The sequence below is a fragment of the Salegentibacter sp. BDJ18 genome (assembly GCF_017579965.1).
GTDB lineage: Bacteria > Bacteroidota > Bacteroidia > Flavobacteriales > Flavobacteriaceae > Salegentibacter.
Map to the genome: position 1 here is coordinate 47,289 of NZ_JAFLQX010000021.1, position 17,321 is coordinate 64,609.

At 36.8% G+C, this 17,321-nt stretch carries 18 protein-coding genes; 5 read left to right on the forward strand and 13 right to left on the reverse strand.

Annotated features, from left to right (window positions below):
* A complete protein-coding gene (locus J0871_RS11800) occupies positions 1–666 on the reverse strand; it encodes a uracil-DNA glycosylase (protein WP_208225479.1) in 666 nt (221 codons plus the stop codon).
* A 47-nt stretch (positions 667–713) separates the two neighbouring features.
* Here J0871_RS11800 and J0871_RS11805 point away from each other — a divergent pair, with 47 nt between their 5' ends.
* On the forward strand, positions 714–2,900 hold the full coding sequence (locus J0871_RS11805; protein WP_208225481.1) for a DNA mismatch repair protein MutS: 2,187 nt from the start codon (positions 714–716) through the stop codon (positions 2,898–2,900).
* A gap of 1 nt (position 2,901) precedes the next feature.
* Positions 2,902–3,315 carry a thiol-disulfide oxidoreductase DCC family protein gene (locus J0871_RS11810; RefSeq protein ID WP_208225483.1) on the forward strand — a complete coding sequence of 138 codons (414 nt, stop codon included), beginning with the start codon at positions 2,902–2,904 and terminating at the stop codon, positions 3,313–3,315.
* Here J0871_RS11810 and J0871_RS11815 read toward each other — a convergent pair.
* Both J0871_RS11815 and aroC read right to left on the reverse strand, forming a co-directional pair.
* Positions 3,312–4,658, reverse strand: a complete 1,347-nt coding sequence (locus tag J0871_RS11815) for a dicarboxylate/amino acid:cation symporter (RefSeq protein ID WP_208225485.1) — start codon at positions 4,656–4,658, stop codon at positions 3,312–3,314. The genes J0871_RS11810 and J0871_RS11815 overlap by 4 nt on opposite strands.
* Positions 4,659–4,686: 28 nt before the next feature.
* Positions 4,687–5,751, reverse strand: coding sequence for a chorismate synthase (aroC, locus tag J0871_RS11820; protein ID WP_208225493.1), 1,065 nt, complete (start codon positions 5,749–5,751; stop codon positions 4,687–4,689).
* Between the two features lie 177 nt (positions 5,752–5,928).
* Here aroC and J0871_RS11825 point away from each other — a divergent pair, with 177 nt between their 5' ends.
* Positions 5,929–6,723 carry a UDP-2,3-diacylglucosamine diphosphatase gene (locus tag J0871_RS11825; protein ID WP_208225495.1) on the forward strand — a complete coding sequence of 265 codons (795 nt, stop codon included), beginning with the start codon at positions 5,929–5,931 and terminating at the stop codon, positions 6,721–6,723.
* A 3-nt stretch (positions 6,724–6,726) separates the two neighbouring features.
* Here the strand turns inward: J0871_RS11825 and J0871_RS11830 are convergent, their stop codons facing one another.
* The 8 genes from J0871_RS11830 to J0871_RS11865 all read right to left on the reverse strand — a co-directional run bounded on the left by J0871_RS11830 (position 6,727) and on the right by J0871_RS11865 (position 11,407).
* Positions 6,727–6,945, reverse strand: coding sequence for a hypothetical protein (locus J0871_RS11830; protein ID WP_075326865.1), 219 nt, complete (start codon positions 6,943–6,945; stop codon positions 6,727–6,729).
* A gap of 121 nt (positions 6,946–7,066) precedes the next feature.
* The gene (locus tag J0871_RS11835) at positions 7,067–7,666 is read right to left on the reverse strand and encodes a DinB family protein (RefSeq protein WP_208225497.1); all 600 of its coding nucleotides are present in this window, start codon (positions 7,664–7,666) and stop codon (positions 7,067–7,069) included.
* A gap of 66 nt (positions 7,667–7,732) precedes the next feature.
* Positions 7,733–8,140, reverse strand: a complete 408-nt coding sequence (locus J0871_RS11840; RefSeq protein ID WP_208225499.1) for a VOC family protein — start codon at positions 8,138–8,140, stop codon at positions 7,733–7,735.
* A 99-nt stretch (positions 8,141–8,239) separates the two neighbouring features.
* Positions 8,240–9,103 carry an SRPBCC domain-containing protein gene (locus J0871_RS17400; RefSeq protein ID WP_208225501.1) on the reverse strand — a complete coding sequence of 288 codons (864 nt, stop codon included), beginning with the start codon at positions 9,101–9,103 and terminating at the stop codon, positions 8,240–8,242.
* 71 nt (positions 9,104–9,174) lie between these two features.
* On the reverse strand, positions 9,175–9,576 hold the full coding sequence (locus J0871_RS11850) for a VOC family protein (RefSeq protein ID WP_208225503.1): 402 nt from the start codon (positions 9,574–9,576) through the stop codon (positions 9,175–9,177).
* Positions 9,577–9,636: 60 nt separating this feature from the next.
* The gene (locus J0871_RS11855) at positions 9,637–10,560 is read right to left on the reverse strand and encodes a VOC family protein (protein ID WP_208225505.1); all 924 of its coding nucleotides are present in this window, start codon (positions 10,558–10,560) and stop codon (positions 9,637–9,639) included.
* A 62-nt stretch (positions 10,561–10,622) separates the two neighbouring features.
* Entirely contained in the window at positions 10,623–10,985 is a 363-nt protein-coding gene (locus J0871_RS11860; protein ID WP_208225507.1) for a nuclear transport factor 2 family protein, read from the reverse strand.
* Between the two features lie 41 nt (positions 10,986–11,026).
* A complete protein-coding gene (locus J0871_RS11865; protein ID WP_208225508.1) occupies positions 11,027–11,407 on the reverse strand; it encodes a VOC family protein in 381 nt (126 codons plus the stop codon).
* A 177-nt stretch (positions 11,408–11,584) separates the two neighbouring features.
* Here J0871_RS11865 and J0871_RS11870 point away from each other — a divergent pair, with 177 nt between their 5' ends.
* The gene (locus tag J0871_RS11870) at positions 11,585–12,571 is read left to right on the forward strand and encodes a helix-turn-helix domain-containing protein (protein WP_208225510.1); all 987 of its coding nucleotides are present in this window, start codon (positions 11,585–11,587) and stop codon (positions 12,569–12,571) included.
* Here J0871_RS11870 and J0871_RS11875 read toward each other — a convergent pair whose 3' ends face one another.
* The gene (locus J0871_RS11875; protein ID WP_208225512.1) at positions 12,572–15,490 is read right to left on the reverse strand and encodes an FAD-binding and (Fe-S)-binding domain-containing protein; all 2,919 of its coding nucleotides are present in this window, start codon (positions 15,488–15,490) and stop codon (positions 12,572–12,574) included.
* Between the two features lie 139 nt (positions 15,491–15,629).
* On the opposite strand from J0871_RS11875, the gene J0871_RS11880 reads away from it, so the two are divergent.
* Entirely contained in the window at positions 15,630–16,130 is a 501-nt protein-coding gene (locus tag J0871_RS11880; RefSeq protein ID WP_075326873.1) for a hypothetical protein, read from the forward strand.
* A 55-nt stretch (positions 16,131–16,185) separates the two neighbouring features.
* Here the strand turns inward: J0871_RS11880 and bshA are convergent, their stop codons facing one another.
* A complete protein-coding gene (gene bshA / locus J0871_RS11885; protein ID WP_208225513.1) occupies positions 16,186–17,319 on the reverse strand; it encodes an N-acetyl-alpha-D-glucosaminyl L-malate synthase BshA in 1,134 nt (377 codons plus the stop codon).
* Positions 17,320–17,321 lie beyond the last annotated feature (2 nt).

The window sequence follows — 17,321 nt, forward strand, 5'->3', positions numbered from 1 at the left end:
TTACCAGTCTATTGGTTGTTTCCCGTTTTCTTTTAGATAAGCATTTGCTTTGCTGAAATGCTTATTACCAAACCAGTAACCACGGTTTGCGCTTAAAGGAGATGGATGCCCACTGGTTAATACAAGATGTTTAGAGGAGTCAATTTTGGCTCCTTTCTTTTTTGCATAACCGCCCCAGAGTAAGAAAACCACATTTTCTTTTTCCTTAGAAATTATTTCTATTACCCTATCGGTAAATTTTTCCCAGCCTTTCTTCTGGTGCGAACCTGCCTGGTGCGCTCTAACCGTTAATGTAGCATTCAGCAATAAGACACCCTGATCTGCCCAGCGTTCTAAATTTCCGGAATCTGGTACCGGTTTACCCAAATCATCTTTAATCTCCCTAAAAATATTTTGAAGCGATGGTGGTGATTGAATTCCATCGATAACTGAAAAACAGAGCCCATTAGCCTGTCCCGGCCCGTGGTATGGATCCTGGCCTAAAATCACCACTTTGGTATTTGGAAAAGTGGCGTGTTCAAAAGCCGAGAAAATATCTTTCCCTTTTGGAAAACAGGTATGTTCGGTATATTCGGTTTTTACAAATTCTGTCAGGCTTCTAAAATAATCTTTTTCAAATTCTTCGGCCAGTTCTTTTTTCCAGCTGGGGTGTATATCTACCTTCATTTTAATTAAGTAAATTTGCAGAACCTCAAAAGTAGGGAAATTTATTTATGATTAAAATTGCACCAAAAAGCCTTATAGACCTCGAATTCCCTGTTGTTTGCCAGCAAATTTCAGATTTATGCATTACAGGACCGGGAAAAGAAAAAGCTTTAAAACTTCAGCCATATAAAACCGGAAAAAAGACACTCTTCGGACTTCATCAAACCAATGAGTATGTAAGTTCAAAAACCCGGGAAAGCCGAATTCCAAATCACGGCTTTGATGCTATTAAAAATGAATTGCGCACGCTGGAAATTGAAGATTCTATTCTTGAAATTGGTAGTTTCAGAAAAATCGCCAGCCTTTCAGAAACTGTAAATACACACATCAAATTTTTTAGAAAATTCGAGGAGTATTACCCGAGTTTGTTTGAAACCACTTCTGAAGTAGAATATACTACTGAAATTGTAGATAGCATTGGTGCGGTGATCAACAAATTTGGCGAGTTAAAAGATGATGCTACGCCGCATTTACAACAAATTAGGCGATCAATTAACCAGGTGAAAGGTCAAATTAACTCCAGTTTCGCAAAAGCGCTTACCACTTATCATTCTTACGGTTATTTAGATGAAATTAGAGAAAGTGTGGTAGAAAATGTTAGGGTTTTAGCCGTTACCGCAATGCATCGCCGTAAGGTTAAAGGCGGAATTTTAGGAAACTCGAAAACCGGAAGTATTGTTTATATTCAGCCGGAAGCGACTTATCAATATACTCGGGAGCTCAACAATCTTGAGTATGAAGAAAAAGAGGAAATTAAACGGATTCTAAAGGAACTTACCAATAGAATAAGACCGTTTAAACCAGTTTTAATAGATTATCAGAATTTGCTTTGTGAAATAGATGTTATTGCGGCAAAAGCCAAATATGCCGAAATGACCAATGGGTTGCTGCCAAAAATTACGAAAGAGCGCGAACTGCAGCTTAAAGATGCTTATCACCCACTACTCTATTTAAGCAATAAGAAAAAAGGCGATAAAACCTATCCGCAAAGTATTGAACTGGCAAAAGACAACAGGATTATTGTAATCTCCGGGCCAAATGCCGGCGGAAAAAGTATTACCTTAAAAACCGTAGGATTATTACAGTTAATGCTACAAAGTGGGATTTTAGTTCCCGTACATGAGTATAGCCGAATGTGCTTGTTTGAAAAAATTCTTACTGATATTGGCGATAATCAATCAATAGAAAATCACTTGAGTACCTATAGCTACCGCCTCAAGAATATGAATTATTTTCTGCGGAAATGTGACGATAAAACCCTTTTTCTTATCGATGAATTTGGAACCGGAAGTGATCCAGAACTTGGCGGTGCTTTAGCTGAAACTTTTCTGGAAGTTTTTTATGAAAAAGAATCTTTTGGTATTTTAACCACGCATTATGCGAATTTAAAAAAGCTGGCCAACGAAATGCCCAATATGAGCAATGCCAATATGCTTTTTGATTCTAAAAGCCTGGAACCAATTTATAAGCTTCAGGTTGGGGAAGCCGGGAGCTCATTTACTTTTGAAGTTGCTCAAAAAAATGGAATTCCTTACAGTCTTATTAATCGGTCCAGAAAGAAAGTCGAAAAAGGAAAAATTAGGTTTGACAGGAGTATTGCGAAACTTCAGCAAGAACGTTCTAAACTTCAAAAAACTACCGATTCTCTAAAAACTAAGGAACAAAAGGCAGCTCTTGAAAAAGACAAATTGGAGGAAACCAATACCAGGATTCAGCAAAAGCTGGAAAGCTACCAGGAGTTGTACGATAGCAACCAGCGCCTCATTTATATGGGACAAAAGGTGAATGAGTTGAGTGAGAAATATTTTCAGAATAAAAAGAAAAAGGAGCTTATTGGCGAATTCCTGAAGTTTGTAGAAATGGAAAATTCCAAGCGTAAAAAGGAATCGGCTAAGCAGCGAAAAATTCAGAAAGAAAAGGAGAAAAAAGTTCAGCAGGAAGTTAAAAAGAAGGTGGAAGTAATTAGAAAAAAGAAGAAAGAAGAAAAGGATAAAACTACCGAAAAAGAACGCCAGGAAGCGAATAAGCCTAAGATTCCGCCCAAAATTGGAGACAGGGTGCGTTTAGAAGACAGCCGTTCTGTTGGTACTTTAGATAAAATTGAAAAAGGAAAAGCAACCGTAAACTACGGAATGTTCACCACACAGGTTGATGTGGAAAAACTGGAACTGGTGCAGGCAATGAAAAAGAAATAATATGGAAATTCCAAAAGATAAAAAAATCGTTCTTTTTGATGGCGTTTGCAACCTCTGTAATAGCGCTGTTACTTTTATAATTGAACACGATAAAAAAGATGTATTTCGATTTGCCTCTTTACAAAGCGAAATAGGTCGAAAACTGGTTGAAGAACGCGGTATGGATCCTGAAGAATTGGATTCTATTGTTTTAATAGATCCGGGAGTTGCTTATTACCGAAAATCTACCGCTGCACTGGAAATTTCCCGTGAACTTTCCGGCGGTTATTCTTTGCTGAAAAACTTCCTATTTATTCCCGAAAGTTTGCGGGATGGCATTTATAATTTTGTGGCTAACAACCGTTATAAATGGTACGGTAAAAAAGAAAGTTGTATGATCCCTACACCAGAATTAAAATCTAAATTCCTGGACTAAGCTTTCTCTTTTTTCTCCAGTTCAGTTTCTTCAACATCACTGTCAGGGTGGTAATCATCATCCCATTCTTTTACATTGGGTGGTCCCATCTTGTCTACAGATTTTGCAACCATTAGTGAAACTGCGGCATCACCGGTAACGTTTACCATAGTTCTACACATATCTAAAGGTCTGTCTACCGCAAAAATAAGAGCTAAACCGGCTTCTGGAATACCGGCCTGGGCCAGTACAATAACGAGCATCACCATTCCCGCACCGGGCACAGCAGCAGAACCAATAGAGGCTAAAGTAGCAGTAGCGATAATTCCCAGTTGGGCACCAATACTAAGGTCCATTCCAAAGGCCTGGGCAATAAAAACTGCCGCTACGGCCTGGTATAGACTGGTCCCATCCATATTAATAGTGGCTCCAATTGGCAATACAAAACTGGAAACTTCCCGGCTCACGCCCATATGTTCCTCTACCCTCTCCATAGTAACGGGTAAAGTAGCAGCGCTGGAACTTGTTGAAAATGCCAGTAATTGTGCCGGAGCAATTCCGTTTACAAAGAAAGAAGGTTTGTTTTTAGTTACAACCCAAACCAAAAGAATATAAAACCCTATCATTAAGGCAAGGCCAATTAGAACGGTTACTCCGTACATGGCAAGTGCTGCAAAAAGATCGGTGCTGGGAGATTCTACCACCAGGGCGGCAAGAAGTGCAAATACACCATATGGCGCCGTAAGCATAATTAAATCTATCATTTTTAGGATCACTTCATTGAATCCGTCAAAGAAATCTTTTACCGGTTTTGCTGTTTTTTCAGGAATAAGAATAAGCCCAATTCCAAAGAAAATAGCGAAGAAAATTACCTGAAGCATATTGGCATTATCGCCAGCAGCAGCAAAAATATTTTCGGGAACTATATCCTCTAAAGCCTGTAAAGGCCCAGATTCCCTTTGTTTATCGGCATTGGCTTTAATCCCGGATGCGTCTCCCTCATAACTTGCAATAAGATCTTGCTGGGTTTCTGCGGTAATTGCGTTCCCAGGTTTTATAAGGTTAACCATTCCAAGCCCTATACTTACCGCTACAATAGTAGTGAAAATGTAGATCACTATGGTTCTCGCTCCCATTTTTGAAAGCTTCGAAATATCTTTAAGGTCGGAAATTCCTTTTACCAAAGATGCCAAAATAAGAGGCACTGCAATAAGTTTCAAGGCATTGATAAAAATGTTCCCAAAAGGTTTTATCCAATCTGCAATAAATTCTGATCCCCAGCTAAAATTTGTAAGAATTAAGGCAAAAATAACCCCGGCAGCCATTCCAAGTAAAATCTGCCAGTGCAGTGCAAGTTTTTTCATGCTAAGTAAATTTCAGGATTTAAATCAATTAAATTTTTGAACTTTTATTCTGAAGTAAATAATCGGCGATCACTAGGGCGGCCATTGCCTCAACTATTGGGACAGCACGAGGTACTACACAAGGGTCGTGTCTTCCTTTTCCCTGCATTTCAACATTTTCGCCCTGTTTATTTATGGTTTCCTGTTTTTGCATAATTGTAGCTACAGGTTTAAAAGCTACATTAAAATAAATATCCATTCCGTTAGAAATACCACCCTGTATACCACCGCTTAAATTGGTTTTAGTGGAGCCGTCTTCATTAAAAAGGTCGTTATGTTCGCTACCTTTCATTTTAGTTCCTTCAAAACCACTACCGTATTCAAAACCTTTTACGGCATTTATAGAAAGCATAGCTTTACCCAATTCGGCGTGAAGTTTATCAAAAACCGGTTCTCCAAGGCCTTTTGGCATATTTCTAATTACACATTGCACGGTTCCACCCACGGTATCCCCTTCTTTTCTAATCTGCTTGATGTAATCTTCCATTTTTCCTGCGGAAGCTGGATCAGGACAACGTACTGCATTGGTTTCAATTAAACTAAAGTCAAGTTCTTTGATATTTTTATCCAGTTCAATTTTTCCAACTGAAGCTGTATAGGCATTAAACTGAATATCCTTTAGAAATTGTTTTGCGACCGCACCGGCTACTACCCTACAGGCAGTTTCACGGGCAGAAGACCTACCGCCGCCGCGATAATCGCGCACACCATATTTTTCATCGTACGTATAATCGGCGTGGCTGGGACGATACGTGTCTTTTATATGCGAATAATCTTTGGATTTCTGGTTGGCATTTTTAATTACAAACCCAATAGGAGTTCCCGTAGTTTCTCCTTCAAAAATTCCTGAATAAAACTCTACGGTATCAGGTTCCTTTCGTTGAGTAACAATCGATGATTGACCGGGTTTTCTACGGTTGAGTTCGGTTTGAATTTTTTCAAGATCCAACTTTATTCCGGCCGGGCAACCGTCTATAATTCCTCCAATGGCCTGCCCGTGGGATTCTCCAAAAGTGGTTAGTTTAAAAAGTTTTCCGAAGGAATTTCCTGCCATTTTATTGATTTTGAACAAATGTAATTTTTTCAGTCAATATTTGAAAATGTAAGTTGATTTAATATTCCGTTAACAAATGGAAATGAATTTAATGATTTGATAAATATTCAATAAGGCAGATTAAAGGTTTTAATTCTGCTGATTTCTGTTATTTGTAATGAAAAGAAATTCAAGCATTTGACAAGTAAGAGAAAGCCGGAAATAGTTGTTATTTCAGATATTCATTTAGGCACATTTGGCGCTCACACTAAAGAACTTCTGGAATATTTGGAGAGTATTCAGCCCAAAAAACTGGTGTTGAATGGAGATATTATTGATATTTGGCAGTTTAGAAAAAGTTATTTCCCAAAATCTCATCTTGAAGTTATTAAAAAGATCATTGATCTTAGTACTACTGGAACCGAAGTAATTTATATTACCGGAAACCACGATGAATTCCTTAGAAAATTTAGCGATACCCAACTAGGTGATTTAACAATTACCAATAAATTAGTGCTAGAGCTGGATGGCAAAAAAGCCTGGTTCTTTCACGGGGATGTATTTGATGTTGGAATTCACAAAGCGAAGTGGATCGCTAAACTGGGCGGTTGGGGTTACGATGTGTTGATCCTCATTAATCGTCTACTCAACCAAATACTGGTTAAAATGGGAAGAAACAAATATTCGTTTTCTAAAAAGATAAAAAACAGTGTAAAAAATGCCGGGAAATTTATCTCGGCATTTGAAAAAACCGTTTCAGATCTTGCTATAGAAAGGGGCTATAAATATGTGATTTGTGGCCATATTCACCAGCCCAAAATGATAAGAAAAACCAATAAAAAAGGAACCTGTTTATATTTAAATTCTGGAGATTGGGTAGAAAACCTGAGCGCACTGGAGTATGAAGATAAAAAGTGGAACATCACTTATTACCATCAACTTCAAAAACAACCTGAAAAAGGCCTGCTTGCAGCTATAACCGTAATAAAATAAAGATTAGTCTGGCAATTCTTCAGCATAAAAACCTTTTTCAGCAATTAGATTAATAATAGCTTCCCGGCAAATTTCATTATTAAAAGATTCAATTCTCAGGATATTATCACAATCTTCTAAATCAAAATTAGCTATATAATTGCTGAAATTTAAGTGAATAGAATCTACAAATTCTTCTGCCAGGGCTGTATCTGTAATATTGGTTTTAAATACTCTAACCATTTTTTTTCATTTTTTGGTTAAGGATTTTTTATCAAACTTATTTTAAGTTTCCAGTTAGTAGCAGTCTCCTTAATAAGTTACAGAACCTAAGGTTAATTTATAGTTAACAAATTAAGCGGTTCTATTCCGGAAAATCTTCTGAAGCTTTTATCTCTTCAATCTGTAAGGTATGTCTACCGGTATGGCCGGCGATAAATAGCATAGATTGATAGGCATCTACTGCGCCAAAAGGTGAATCACTAATATGATTTCTGAATGTTTCTAACGGTGTTTTTTCTATAAAATCCAGGATTATTTGCCTTTGTTTATTAAAAGCTGCCATAGCTGCTTCAGGATTGTTGTACTGCCCATCTCCCGTTAATTCATCAGTGGCCTGGGCTTTTTTACTTCTGTCTTTTATTCCTTCAATTAAATCTTCGTCTTTAAATTTCACTTCTTCTTTTCGTTCAGGATTTTCGGGTTTTTTTAGCTCGGTTTTAGCCATTTCAAACAGCATTTTTTCAGTTAAAATAATGTGTTCTATACATTGACTAATTGACCATTCATTTTCAGAAGGTTTAAAATGCATTTGTTCTTCTGAAAGTCCGGAGATTTCGTCTTGCAGGTTCTCTGTGGTTTCTTCAAAATAATTTAAGAGAAACTCATTGTTGTTTGTATTTTGCTGTGCGGTAATTGGCAAAGCTGCTATTAAAAACAAGATACCCAGGATTGAATTTTTCATAATTGAATTTTATATTGATTATTTTTGATGGTATAAATTTTATTTTTCTATTGGATAATTCAGATTCTATTTGATTCCAAATTTATCTGTAAAACTCGCAAAAAGATCACCCCAGAACATTTCTTCCAGCGGCATTTCTATATCTCCGCCAGCCGTAAGTTCTTTGAAAAGTCGGCGGGTTTCTTCTTCACTTTCGGGAGTAACCGAAATATAATTACTGCTACCAAAAACAGCTTTCTGCCCAAATGCTTCAATACAATCAGATCCCATTAAAACGCTGTCACCAATTGGTAGAGAAACATGCAGAATTTGATTTTCGTATTCCTTCGGAATTTTATCTGCACCTTCTTCTCCCGGAGGCATATCTGTAAAACGCATCAACTGTGAGAAATCACTTTTAAACACCGATTTATAGAAGTTAAAAGCTTCTTCGGTATTGCCGTTAAAATTTAAATAAGGATTTAGTGTTGTCATTGTTTTTGAATTTAATTAATTATAGTTTTTGTTTTATAATGATTCAAATGAGACCCTGAAACAAGTTCAGGGTGACGAAGATTTCTAAGCCTGGTAACTTCATTTTAAATTTTCCGCATACTTTTTAAAATTATTCAAAATGGCCTGCCAGCCTTCTTGCTGCATTTGGCGACTGTTTTGGTTTTCAGCTTCAAAGCTTTCTTTTATAAGAGTATTGTTATCTTTTTCATTAAAAATTACACTGACTCTCCTCCCATCAGAAAGTTTATAGCTAAGAGATTTGTTAGGTTTTACTTCGCTATAAATACCTTCAAAATCAAAACCGGTACTACCGTCTTTAGCTTCCATACGGTAAGATAATTTGCCGCCTTTTTTTAAATTATTTTTAGCCGAAGTTGTATGCCAGTCATCTGAAGCCGCATTCCAGTTTTCAATATGTTCCGGTGTGTTCCATACCTCCCAAACCTTTTCAACAGGAGCATTAACTATAGCAGAAATTGTTATCGGGTTTTTCATCTGGCTATCGTTTTCAGCTATTTCTTTTAATTTCTCCAATGCTTTAGGCCAGGTTTTTAAAAAATAATCCTTGTATTCAGCTTTTAAATCCATAGTTACGGTGAGATTGGTCTTTCCGTTTTTATCTTTTAACCGGTAATTTTCCATCAGCCCGGCCCAGGATTTCACTTTTTCACTTTCATAATCTTCCTTGCCGTTTTTATCAACCATCCCAATATGCTTAAAATTCATAATTTCGGGATCTTTACGTTTATCGATTAGTGCAACCATACCTTCTCCATCGGCATTTATGAAATATACTTTACTACCTTCCTTCCAGTCAGATTTTGCCCGGGAGCCTTCGCTAAACGGCGCTGTCCACTTTGGGTAGGTTTCATCGCTCCATAATGCCTCCCAAACCTTTTCTCTAGATGCATTAATTGTGCTTGTAAATTCTTTTCGTTCCATAATTTTATTTTTTATTATTAAGCTAAGAGTTCAGTTGAATTATAGAATTAGCTTTTTAAGCTTTTAAATCATTAAAATCCATCCATGTAAAATACATTGAACTTATGACCGTCTGGATCAGAAAACACAAAACCGTAATATCCTTCCCCAAATTCATGAGGTTTGGAAACAATGGTGCCTCCTGCATTTTTAACTTCTAATTCCCACTGGTTTACTTCATCTACACTTGAAGCTGCCAGGGTGAATAAAACTTCATTCCCCTTCTTTAAATTAGCTAATTCACCATTTGATGCGGTTTTAAGCTTACTTTCTATAAAAAAGTGAATCACAAAATTATTATCTCCCACCATGAAACTCATAAGCTCTTTTGAGGGACAGGAATTATTGGATTTAAAACCTAAATTGGTATAAAAACTTGTTGTTCGCTCTAAATCTTTTACAGCTAAATTTGCCCATATTTGCTTTGTATTCATAAGCTTTAGATTTAAGTTTTTTACTCGATAATGTAGATTTAAATACTTTGAGGTAGTTTACTAGCCTTCAAAATCCTTCTTTAATTGCTGAATATCGAATTTCTTCATTTGCATAAAGGAAGCGATGGCGCGTTCTCTTTTTTCATTATCAGGATCCTGCAGCATTTTATTAAGTAAAGTGGATGGTACCACCTGCCAGGAAATTCCAAACTTATCTTTTAGCCACCCACATTGCTCTGCTTCGGGAACTGTAGAAAGCTTGTTCCAGTAATAATCTATTTCTTTTTGGGTTTGGCAATCAATGATAAATGAAATGGCTTCATTAAATGGAAAATCGTTTTCTACCCCGCTAGCCATTGCCATAAAAGTTTGTCCTTCCAGCTGAAACTGGCCGTGTTTAACCGTGCCAAAAGCGTAATCGTTTTTATCTTCTTTGGTATATTTTAAAATGCCTTCAATCTGGGAATTTTTAAAAACCGAAGTATAGAAATTTATCGCCTCTTCTGCCCTACCGTGGCTTTTACCGGTAAAAAAGAACGAGGGCACAATTTTTTCTTTTGTGTTTTGAGATTCTTCCAGCATTAATTGCCAGTTAACTCCAAACTTATCCTCAACCCATCCATATTTTGGACTCCATTCATAGTTATCTAAGGGCATTAAGACTTTTCCATTTTTCTTCAATTTAGCCCAAAAATCTTCAATTTCTTTTTCTGCATTACAAAGCACGAAAAATGAGACTGAAGGATTTAGTTGAAAATAATCCCCGCCATTTAAGCCTACAAATTCATAATTTTCAATAGAGAAATTCACAGTCAATACACTACCTGGCTTTTGCTTATGAATTTCCTGACCTGCTTTCCCATAGCGGGAAATATTTTTAATTTCAACGTTTTTAAAAATTGTTTTATAGAACTCCACCACTTTCTCTACCGAATTTTTTTCGTTGTCGAACCACAGATGGGGTATAATTTTTTGTGTTTTCATTTTTCTAATCATTTGAATTTATAGGTCATTTTAAAACAGTTCAGAGAGGTTTTTTTAAAAAACTATTCTTCCTTCAGCGAAATTACATACGAAGTCATTTTCTTTACTTTCGCATTTTTAAATCCGTTGAATTCATAGAGGTCACAGAATCCATATGCCTTTTCTTTACCGTTTTTCTTCAACCTGAAAGTACCATTTGAGGCAGCAGATTTTCCGTGGGTAATGATTTTATCAACCTTCATTTCCAGCATTTCAATATTTTTCATTGCAGCCATTTCTTTTTCAATTTCTGCTTTGCCGCGGCTGGTGTTTCCTCCAATCATTTCCCAAATAATATCGTCAGCCATACAATTTAGAATATATGGAACATCTCCTTTCGCAAATGCATCGTTAAGCTCCCGGATAAACTTTTCTTTTTCTGTCATAATTTCGTTTTTAGTAAAACTTGTGATGTTTATGTTTTGATTCATTCCATCAAAATCGAGATAATATTTCCAGCCGGGTCTTTAAACCAGGCTATATCTGGACCTTTTCCATCGCTTCTACATATTCCTTTGTCATCGGTGGCGATTTCTCCTTCATATCGTTCAAACTGAATTCCTTTTTTAACTAGGTGATCTACAGCTTCATCAATATTTTCTACCGGGATATTTAATACGGTAAAAACAGCCGGTTGGTGATCTGGTTTTGGATAGATTATAATGTTATTATTATCAGTAATTTCTAATTCAATATGTCCCATAGCATTAGTCTTCACTGAAAACTCCAGGATATTGCTATAAAACCTTACTGCTTTATCTATATCGTTTACCGAAAAGCCGCTAAATACTGATGAATACTTAAACATTTCATGTTAATTTATTGGTTATCATAAAATTACAGGGTTTTTAGTAAAAACAGCTGGGGGAAATACGCCAAATTTTAGGGGAGTTTGCGTCAAAAAAGTTTTAGAGTTATTAAATTAGTTCCTTGATTTTCAGAATAAATCAATAATAAATTCGTTTTAGATACAAGAGTAAGACCGATGAAAAAACATATTTCCATACTAATTCCCAGGGGCCATACCAGTTTGGTAAATATTGTTGGTTCTCACCAAATTTTTAATCAGGTGAACGGCTTTTTAGAACAGCGCGCTAAGAAACCGCTCTTTGAAGTGGAACTTGTAGGCGTTTCTAATCCTACCGAGCAAACCAACGGACTTTTTTCAGTTAAACCCGAAAAAATGATCGAGGAGATCACTAAAACCGATCTTATAATTATTCCCGCCATTCACGATGAACCGGAAGTTGCTTTGGAAAAAAATAAAGATTTTATACCCTGGTTAAAGAAACACTATGATGAAGGAACCGAAATTGCCAGTTTATGCGTGGCAGCATTCTTCCTGGCAGAAACGGGACTTTTAAACGGGAAACAGTGTTCAACCCATTGGATTCACGCTGATGATTTTAAATCTCGTTACCCTGAAGCCAATTTGGTAGCCGATAAAATTTTGACTGAAGATTCGGGTATTTATACCAGTGGTGGGGCTTATTCTTATTTAAATTTACTTCTGTATTTAGTTGAAAAATATGCGGGTCGTGAAATGGCTATTCTTACTTCTAAAGCTTTTATGATAGATATGGATAAAGCGGAGCAATCGGCATTTAGAATATTTGAAGGTCAAAAAAGTCATGAGGATCAAACCGTTAAAAAAGTTCAGGAATATATTGAAGCTCATTTTCCGGAAAAAATTACTGTAGATAATCTGGCTAATAAATTCGCTCTTAGCCGCCGCAGCCTGGAACGCCGATTTAAGAAGGCAACAGATAATACTATAAGCCAGTATACACAACGCGTAAAAGTTGAAGCCGCCAAGCGTAGCCTGGAAACTTCCCGTGAAAATGTTGGCGAAGTAATGTTTGAAGTCGGTTATTCTGATGAAAAAGCCTTTCGAAACACTTTCAAAAAAATAACCGGGATTTCCCCGGTTCAGTACCGAAATAAATACAATCGCGCAAGGGCGAGCACTTAATTAAACCAAAGCTTCCCTTAAAATACTCACAGGATGCAGTGCGTTGCGTTTTGTGCCATCAAAAATCTGGTGGCGACAACTTGTACCATTTGCTGAAATAAGCGTTTCTTCAGTTGCTTTTCTAACTGCAGGGAACAAAGTTTGCTCGCCAATATTCATACTCGCCTCGTAATGTTCTTTTTCGTAACCAAAAGAACCCGCCATCCCGCAACAACCTGATGGTATTATACTCACTTTAAAATTCTTTGGAAGATTGAGGATATCAAAAGTCACCACCGTATTTGAAAGTGCTTTTTGATGACAATGCCCGTGAATTTTAATATTTTTTTCTTCTGAAGTAAATTGTTCCGGGTTTATATTACCAAGTGCGATTTCCTTTTTTAGAAATTCTTCTATGATGAATGAGTTTTTTGCCAGTTTTTCAGCTTCCTTCTTATTATCGCCTAAACGCAAATATTCATCTCTAAAAGTCAAAATAGCCGATGGCTCCAGCCCAATTAAAGGGGTTTCTTCAGAAATTAAATCTTTAAAAATGGTTATGTTTTTATTAGCAAAAACCTTTGCTTCCTCAAGGAAACCCTTAGAGATATGGCTTCTACCGCTTTCTTCATGTTTTACAATTTCTACCCGATAATTAAGTTGATGCAATAATTCTAACGCATCAATTCCTATTTCTGAATCGAGGAAATTGGTGAATTCATCATTAAAGAAATATACCGTTTTGATAGGATTTTCAAGTTGAAAACGCTTCTTATTTTTCTTATAATAATTAGCCAGGGTTCGCTTTGCTAAAATTGGTAAATTCCTTTCCGGTGCTACGCCCATCATCTTTTTGGCAATGCTGGAAGTGAAAGAATTTTTAAAGAAAAAGTTAGCAATTCCAGGTGTTTTAGAAGCCAGGCCGTTCATTCTGCCATTGTTCGCAAATGCCTTACTTCTTAAGCTTTTCCCGTTTTCCTTTTGATATTGATACTGGAATTCGGCTTTTAAAGCAGCTACATCAACACTGGAAGGGCATTCGCTTTTACAGCCTTTACAACTAATACAAAGATCAAAGGCTTCCTTTATTTCTTCGTGGTTAAATCGGTTACTTTTATCTGAATTTGTTAAAAACTCCCGCAAAGTATTTGCCCGGGCGCGAGTAGTATCTTTTTCGTCTTTTGTGGCGCGATAACTTGGGCACATTGTGCCACCGGCTTCAGCCGATTTTCTACAATCTCCACTCCCATTACATTTTTCGGCAAGTTTTAGAATTCCTTCAGACTCTGAAAAATCCATTAAAGTGGAAATCTCAGGTTCCTTTCTATCTACCTCGTAACGTAGTGAGGTATCCATTGGAGCGGTATCGGTAATCTTACCGGGATTAAAAATATTATCGGGATCAAAAGTGAATTTAATATCTCTAAGAATTTGATAATTCTTAGAACCAATCATCATTTCAATAAACTCAGCCCTTACCCTACCGTCCCCGTGCTCACCGCTTAAAGAACCATTGTATTTTTTTACGAGTTTGGCAACATCAGTAGTAATACTTCTAAAGAGTTTTACGTCTTCAGATTTTTTTAAATTCAGGATTGGGCGTAAATGAATTTCCCCGGCACCAGCGTGCGCGTAATAAACAGCATCCTGGCCGTAATTTTTCATTATTTCGGCAAATTCAGCAATATAATCTGCTAGATATGGAATCGCTACCGCGGTATCTTCTATACAGGCTACAGCTTTTTTATCACCAATAATATTTCCTAAAAGCCCGAGGCCGGCTTTTCTCAGCTCCATTGCCAGCTCTATTTGTTCACCCATTAAAACCGGAAAGGCATAGCTTAAATTAGATTCTCTTAAAGTTTCTAATACACGTTTGCTCTGTTCCTGGACTTCGGCAGCGGTATTTGCCCTAATTTCCAGCATTAAAATCGCTTTGGGATCTCCTTCAATAAAGAAGCGGTTTTCTTTATATTTTAGGTTTTGTTTGGTGCAATCCAGGATGGTTTTATCCATCATTTCGCAGGTATACAGCGAATGTTTCATCACCGGTACCACGGCTTGCATGCAGCTTTCTATACTGTCAAAATGAGCGGCGATCATAGCGGCTTCCGGAGGTTGTAAATCGTCCAGCTTCAGCGTTATTTCTGTAGTAAAAGCCAAAGTACCTTCACTTCCGCAAAGTAATTTACACAGGTTTAAAGGCTCGGTAGAACCTTCAGAAAAAACTTCAGCATAGAGCAATTCATCTATTGCGTAACCGGTATTTCTTCGGTGTAAACTTTTAGGAGGATATTTTTCAATTAGCTCTTTTTTATTTTCTTCAGAAGATAAGTGCTTATGGATATTTCGATAAATCTCACCTTCCAGACTTTCCAGCTTTAATTTTTCCTGAAATTCTTCTGCAGAAATATCTTTAAATTCGGCTTCACTCCCATCGCTAAGAATGGTTTTTAAAGAAACCAGTTTTTCGCGGGTTGTACCGTATTTAATAGAAGTGGTTCCGCTGGAATTATTCCCTACCATTCCACCAATCATACACCTATTGGAAGTTGAAGTATTGGGACCAAAAAATAAACCAAAATCATTTAAAATCCGGTTAAGGTCGTCACGAATTACACCGGGCTGTAAAGTCACGGTCTTCGCTTCCTCATCTATTTTTATGATTTTTGTAAAATGCTTAGAAACGTCTACCACAATCCCATCGCCTACACACTGGCCGGCCAGCGAGGTTCCCGCGGTTCTTGGGATTAAAGAAGTTTTATTTGTTTTTGCAAATTTTATAAGTTTCTTTAAGTCGTTTTCACTTTTTGGATAACAGACTGCCAAAGGCATTTCGCGATAAACGGAAGCATCTGTAGCAAAGATTGATCGCCATAATTTATCGTCATATAACTGGCCGTCAATTTGCTGGGATAGTTGGTTAAGTTTTTCTTTCATAATTGTGGGTTAAAAATAGAAAATTTCCCCTAAAGTGCTTAACAGATTTTTAAACAATATTAACAATAGATTGGCTTACCAGAAGTTTTCGGAGCGGTTTTAACATTTAAATTTGCCAACAAATCTAAAAATGCTAACTATGAAGAAATTAGTTTTACTTGCCGTTTTTACAATCGGCGCTACGTTTTATAACCAGGCTGAAGCTCAGACTATTTCAGACAATGCCATTGGACTAAGATTTGGGGGTGGAGATGGTGTTGGTGCTGAAGTTTCTTATCAAAGAGCAGTAGGAACCAATAATAATCGTTTAGAATTTGACCTTGGATGGCGTGATAATAGCGATTATGATGCATTTAAACTTACCGGACTATACCAATGGGTTTGGAATATTGAAGGCGGATTTAACTGGTACGCAGGTGCGGGAGCTGGAATCTTAGGTGTGGATGCTAACCGGGAATTTCGTGATGAGGATGACGGTACTTATTTATTCCTTGCAGGTGATATAGGTATTGAATATAACTTTGATATCCCGTTATTGCTTTCTTTAGACTTTAGACCAGAATTTGGATTCTTTAGCGATAATAATGTACTGAATGAATTTTCTCCTGATATAGCTCTTGGAGTAAGATACCAATTCTAGATAATAACAGATAAGGTTAAAGAAAAAGAGGCTGATTCAAAATCAGCCTCTTTTTTTATACGGTAATTTGTAAAGCTCTTTTATAAATATCTTCATAAAGCGGCATTACATTTTTAATGTCAAATTTTTCAGCAACACTCCTGGCGTTGTTTTTAAATTTCTCCAGGGTTTCATCGTTTTCCAGGATTTTTAAAGCATTAGCTGCCATTTCCTGAACATCACCTACATTACTTAAATACCCAGAAATTCCATGTTGGTTAACTTCCGGAAGCCCGCCGGTATTTGTAGAAATTATGGCGACTCCATTGACCATCGCTTCCAATGCCGAAAGACCAAAACTCTCTTTTTCTGAAGGCAGTAAGAATAAATCAGAGAAGCAAAGAATCTTATCTATTTCGTGGCTTTGCCCCAGGAACATTACTTTATCTGCAATATTGAGTTCATCTACCAGGTCTTCTGCCATTTCTTTTTCAGGGCCTTCTCCAACCATCATTAATTTCGCATCTATTTTCTTCTGAATTTCATAAAAGATTTTAATCACATCATCTATGCGTTTTACTTTTCTGAAGTTACTAATATGCGTAATAATTCTCTCTTTATTTTCAGCCATCATTTCGCGCTGGCAGTCGGTAAAAGCTTTATTATCGTATTTGCTGCAATCTATAAAATTGGGTATTACTTCAATTTCATTCCTAATCTTGAAGAATTTTAAGGTGTCTTCTTTTAAACTTTTAGAGACCGAAGTAACTATATCGCTGTTATTAATACTAAAAGTTACCGCCGGTTTGTAAAAAGGATGATTGCCAACCAAAGTAATATCGGTACCGTGAAGAGTAGTTACCATGGGGAGGTTAATTCCTTCTTCAGCAAGCATTTTTTTAGCCATATAACCGGCATAAGCGTGCGGAATTGCATAATGAACATGCAACATTTCAATATCAAACTGTTTTACAACATTTACCAATTTACTACTAAGCGCAAGCTCGTATGGTTGATAGTGAAATAGCGGATATTCTGGAACGTGTACTTCGTGAAAACGTACATTGCTTGAAAGTTGATCTAAACGTACAGGTTGACTGTAGGTTACAAAATGTATTTCGTGACCGCGTTTTGCCAGGGCCAGCCCCAGCTCTGTGGCTACTACTCCACTACCTCCAAAGGTAGGATAACATACAATGGCTATTTTCATTA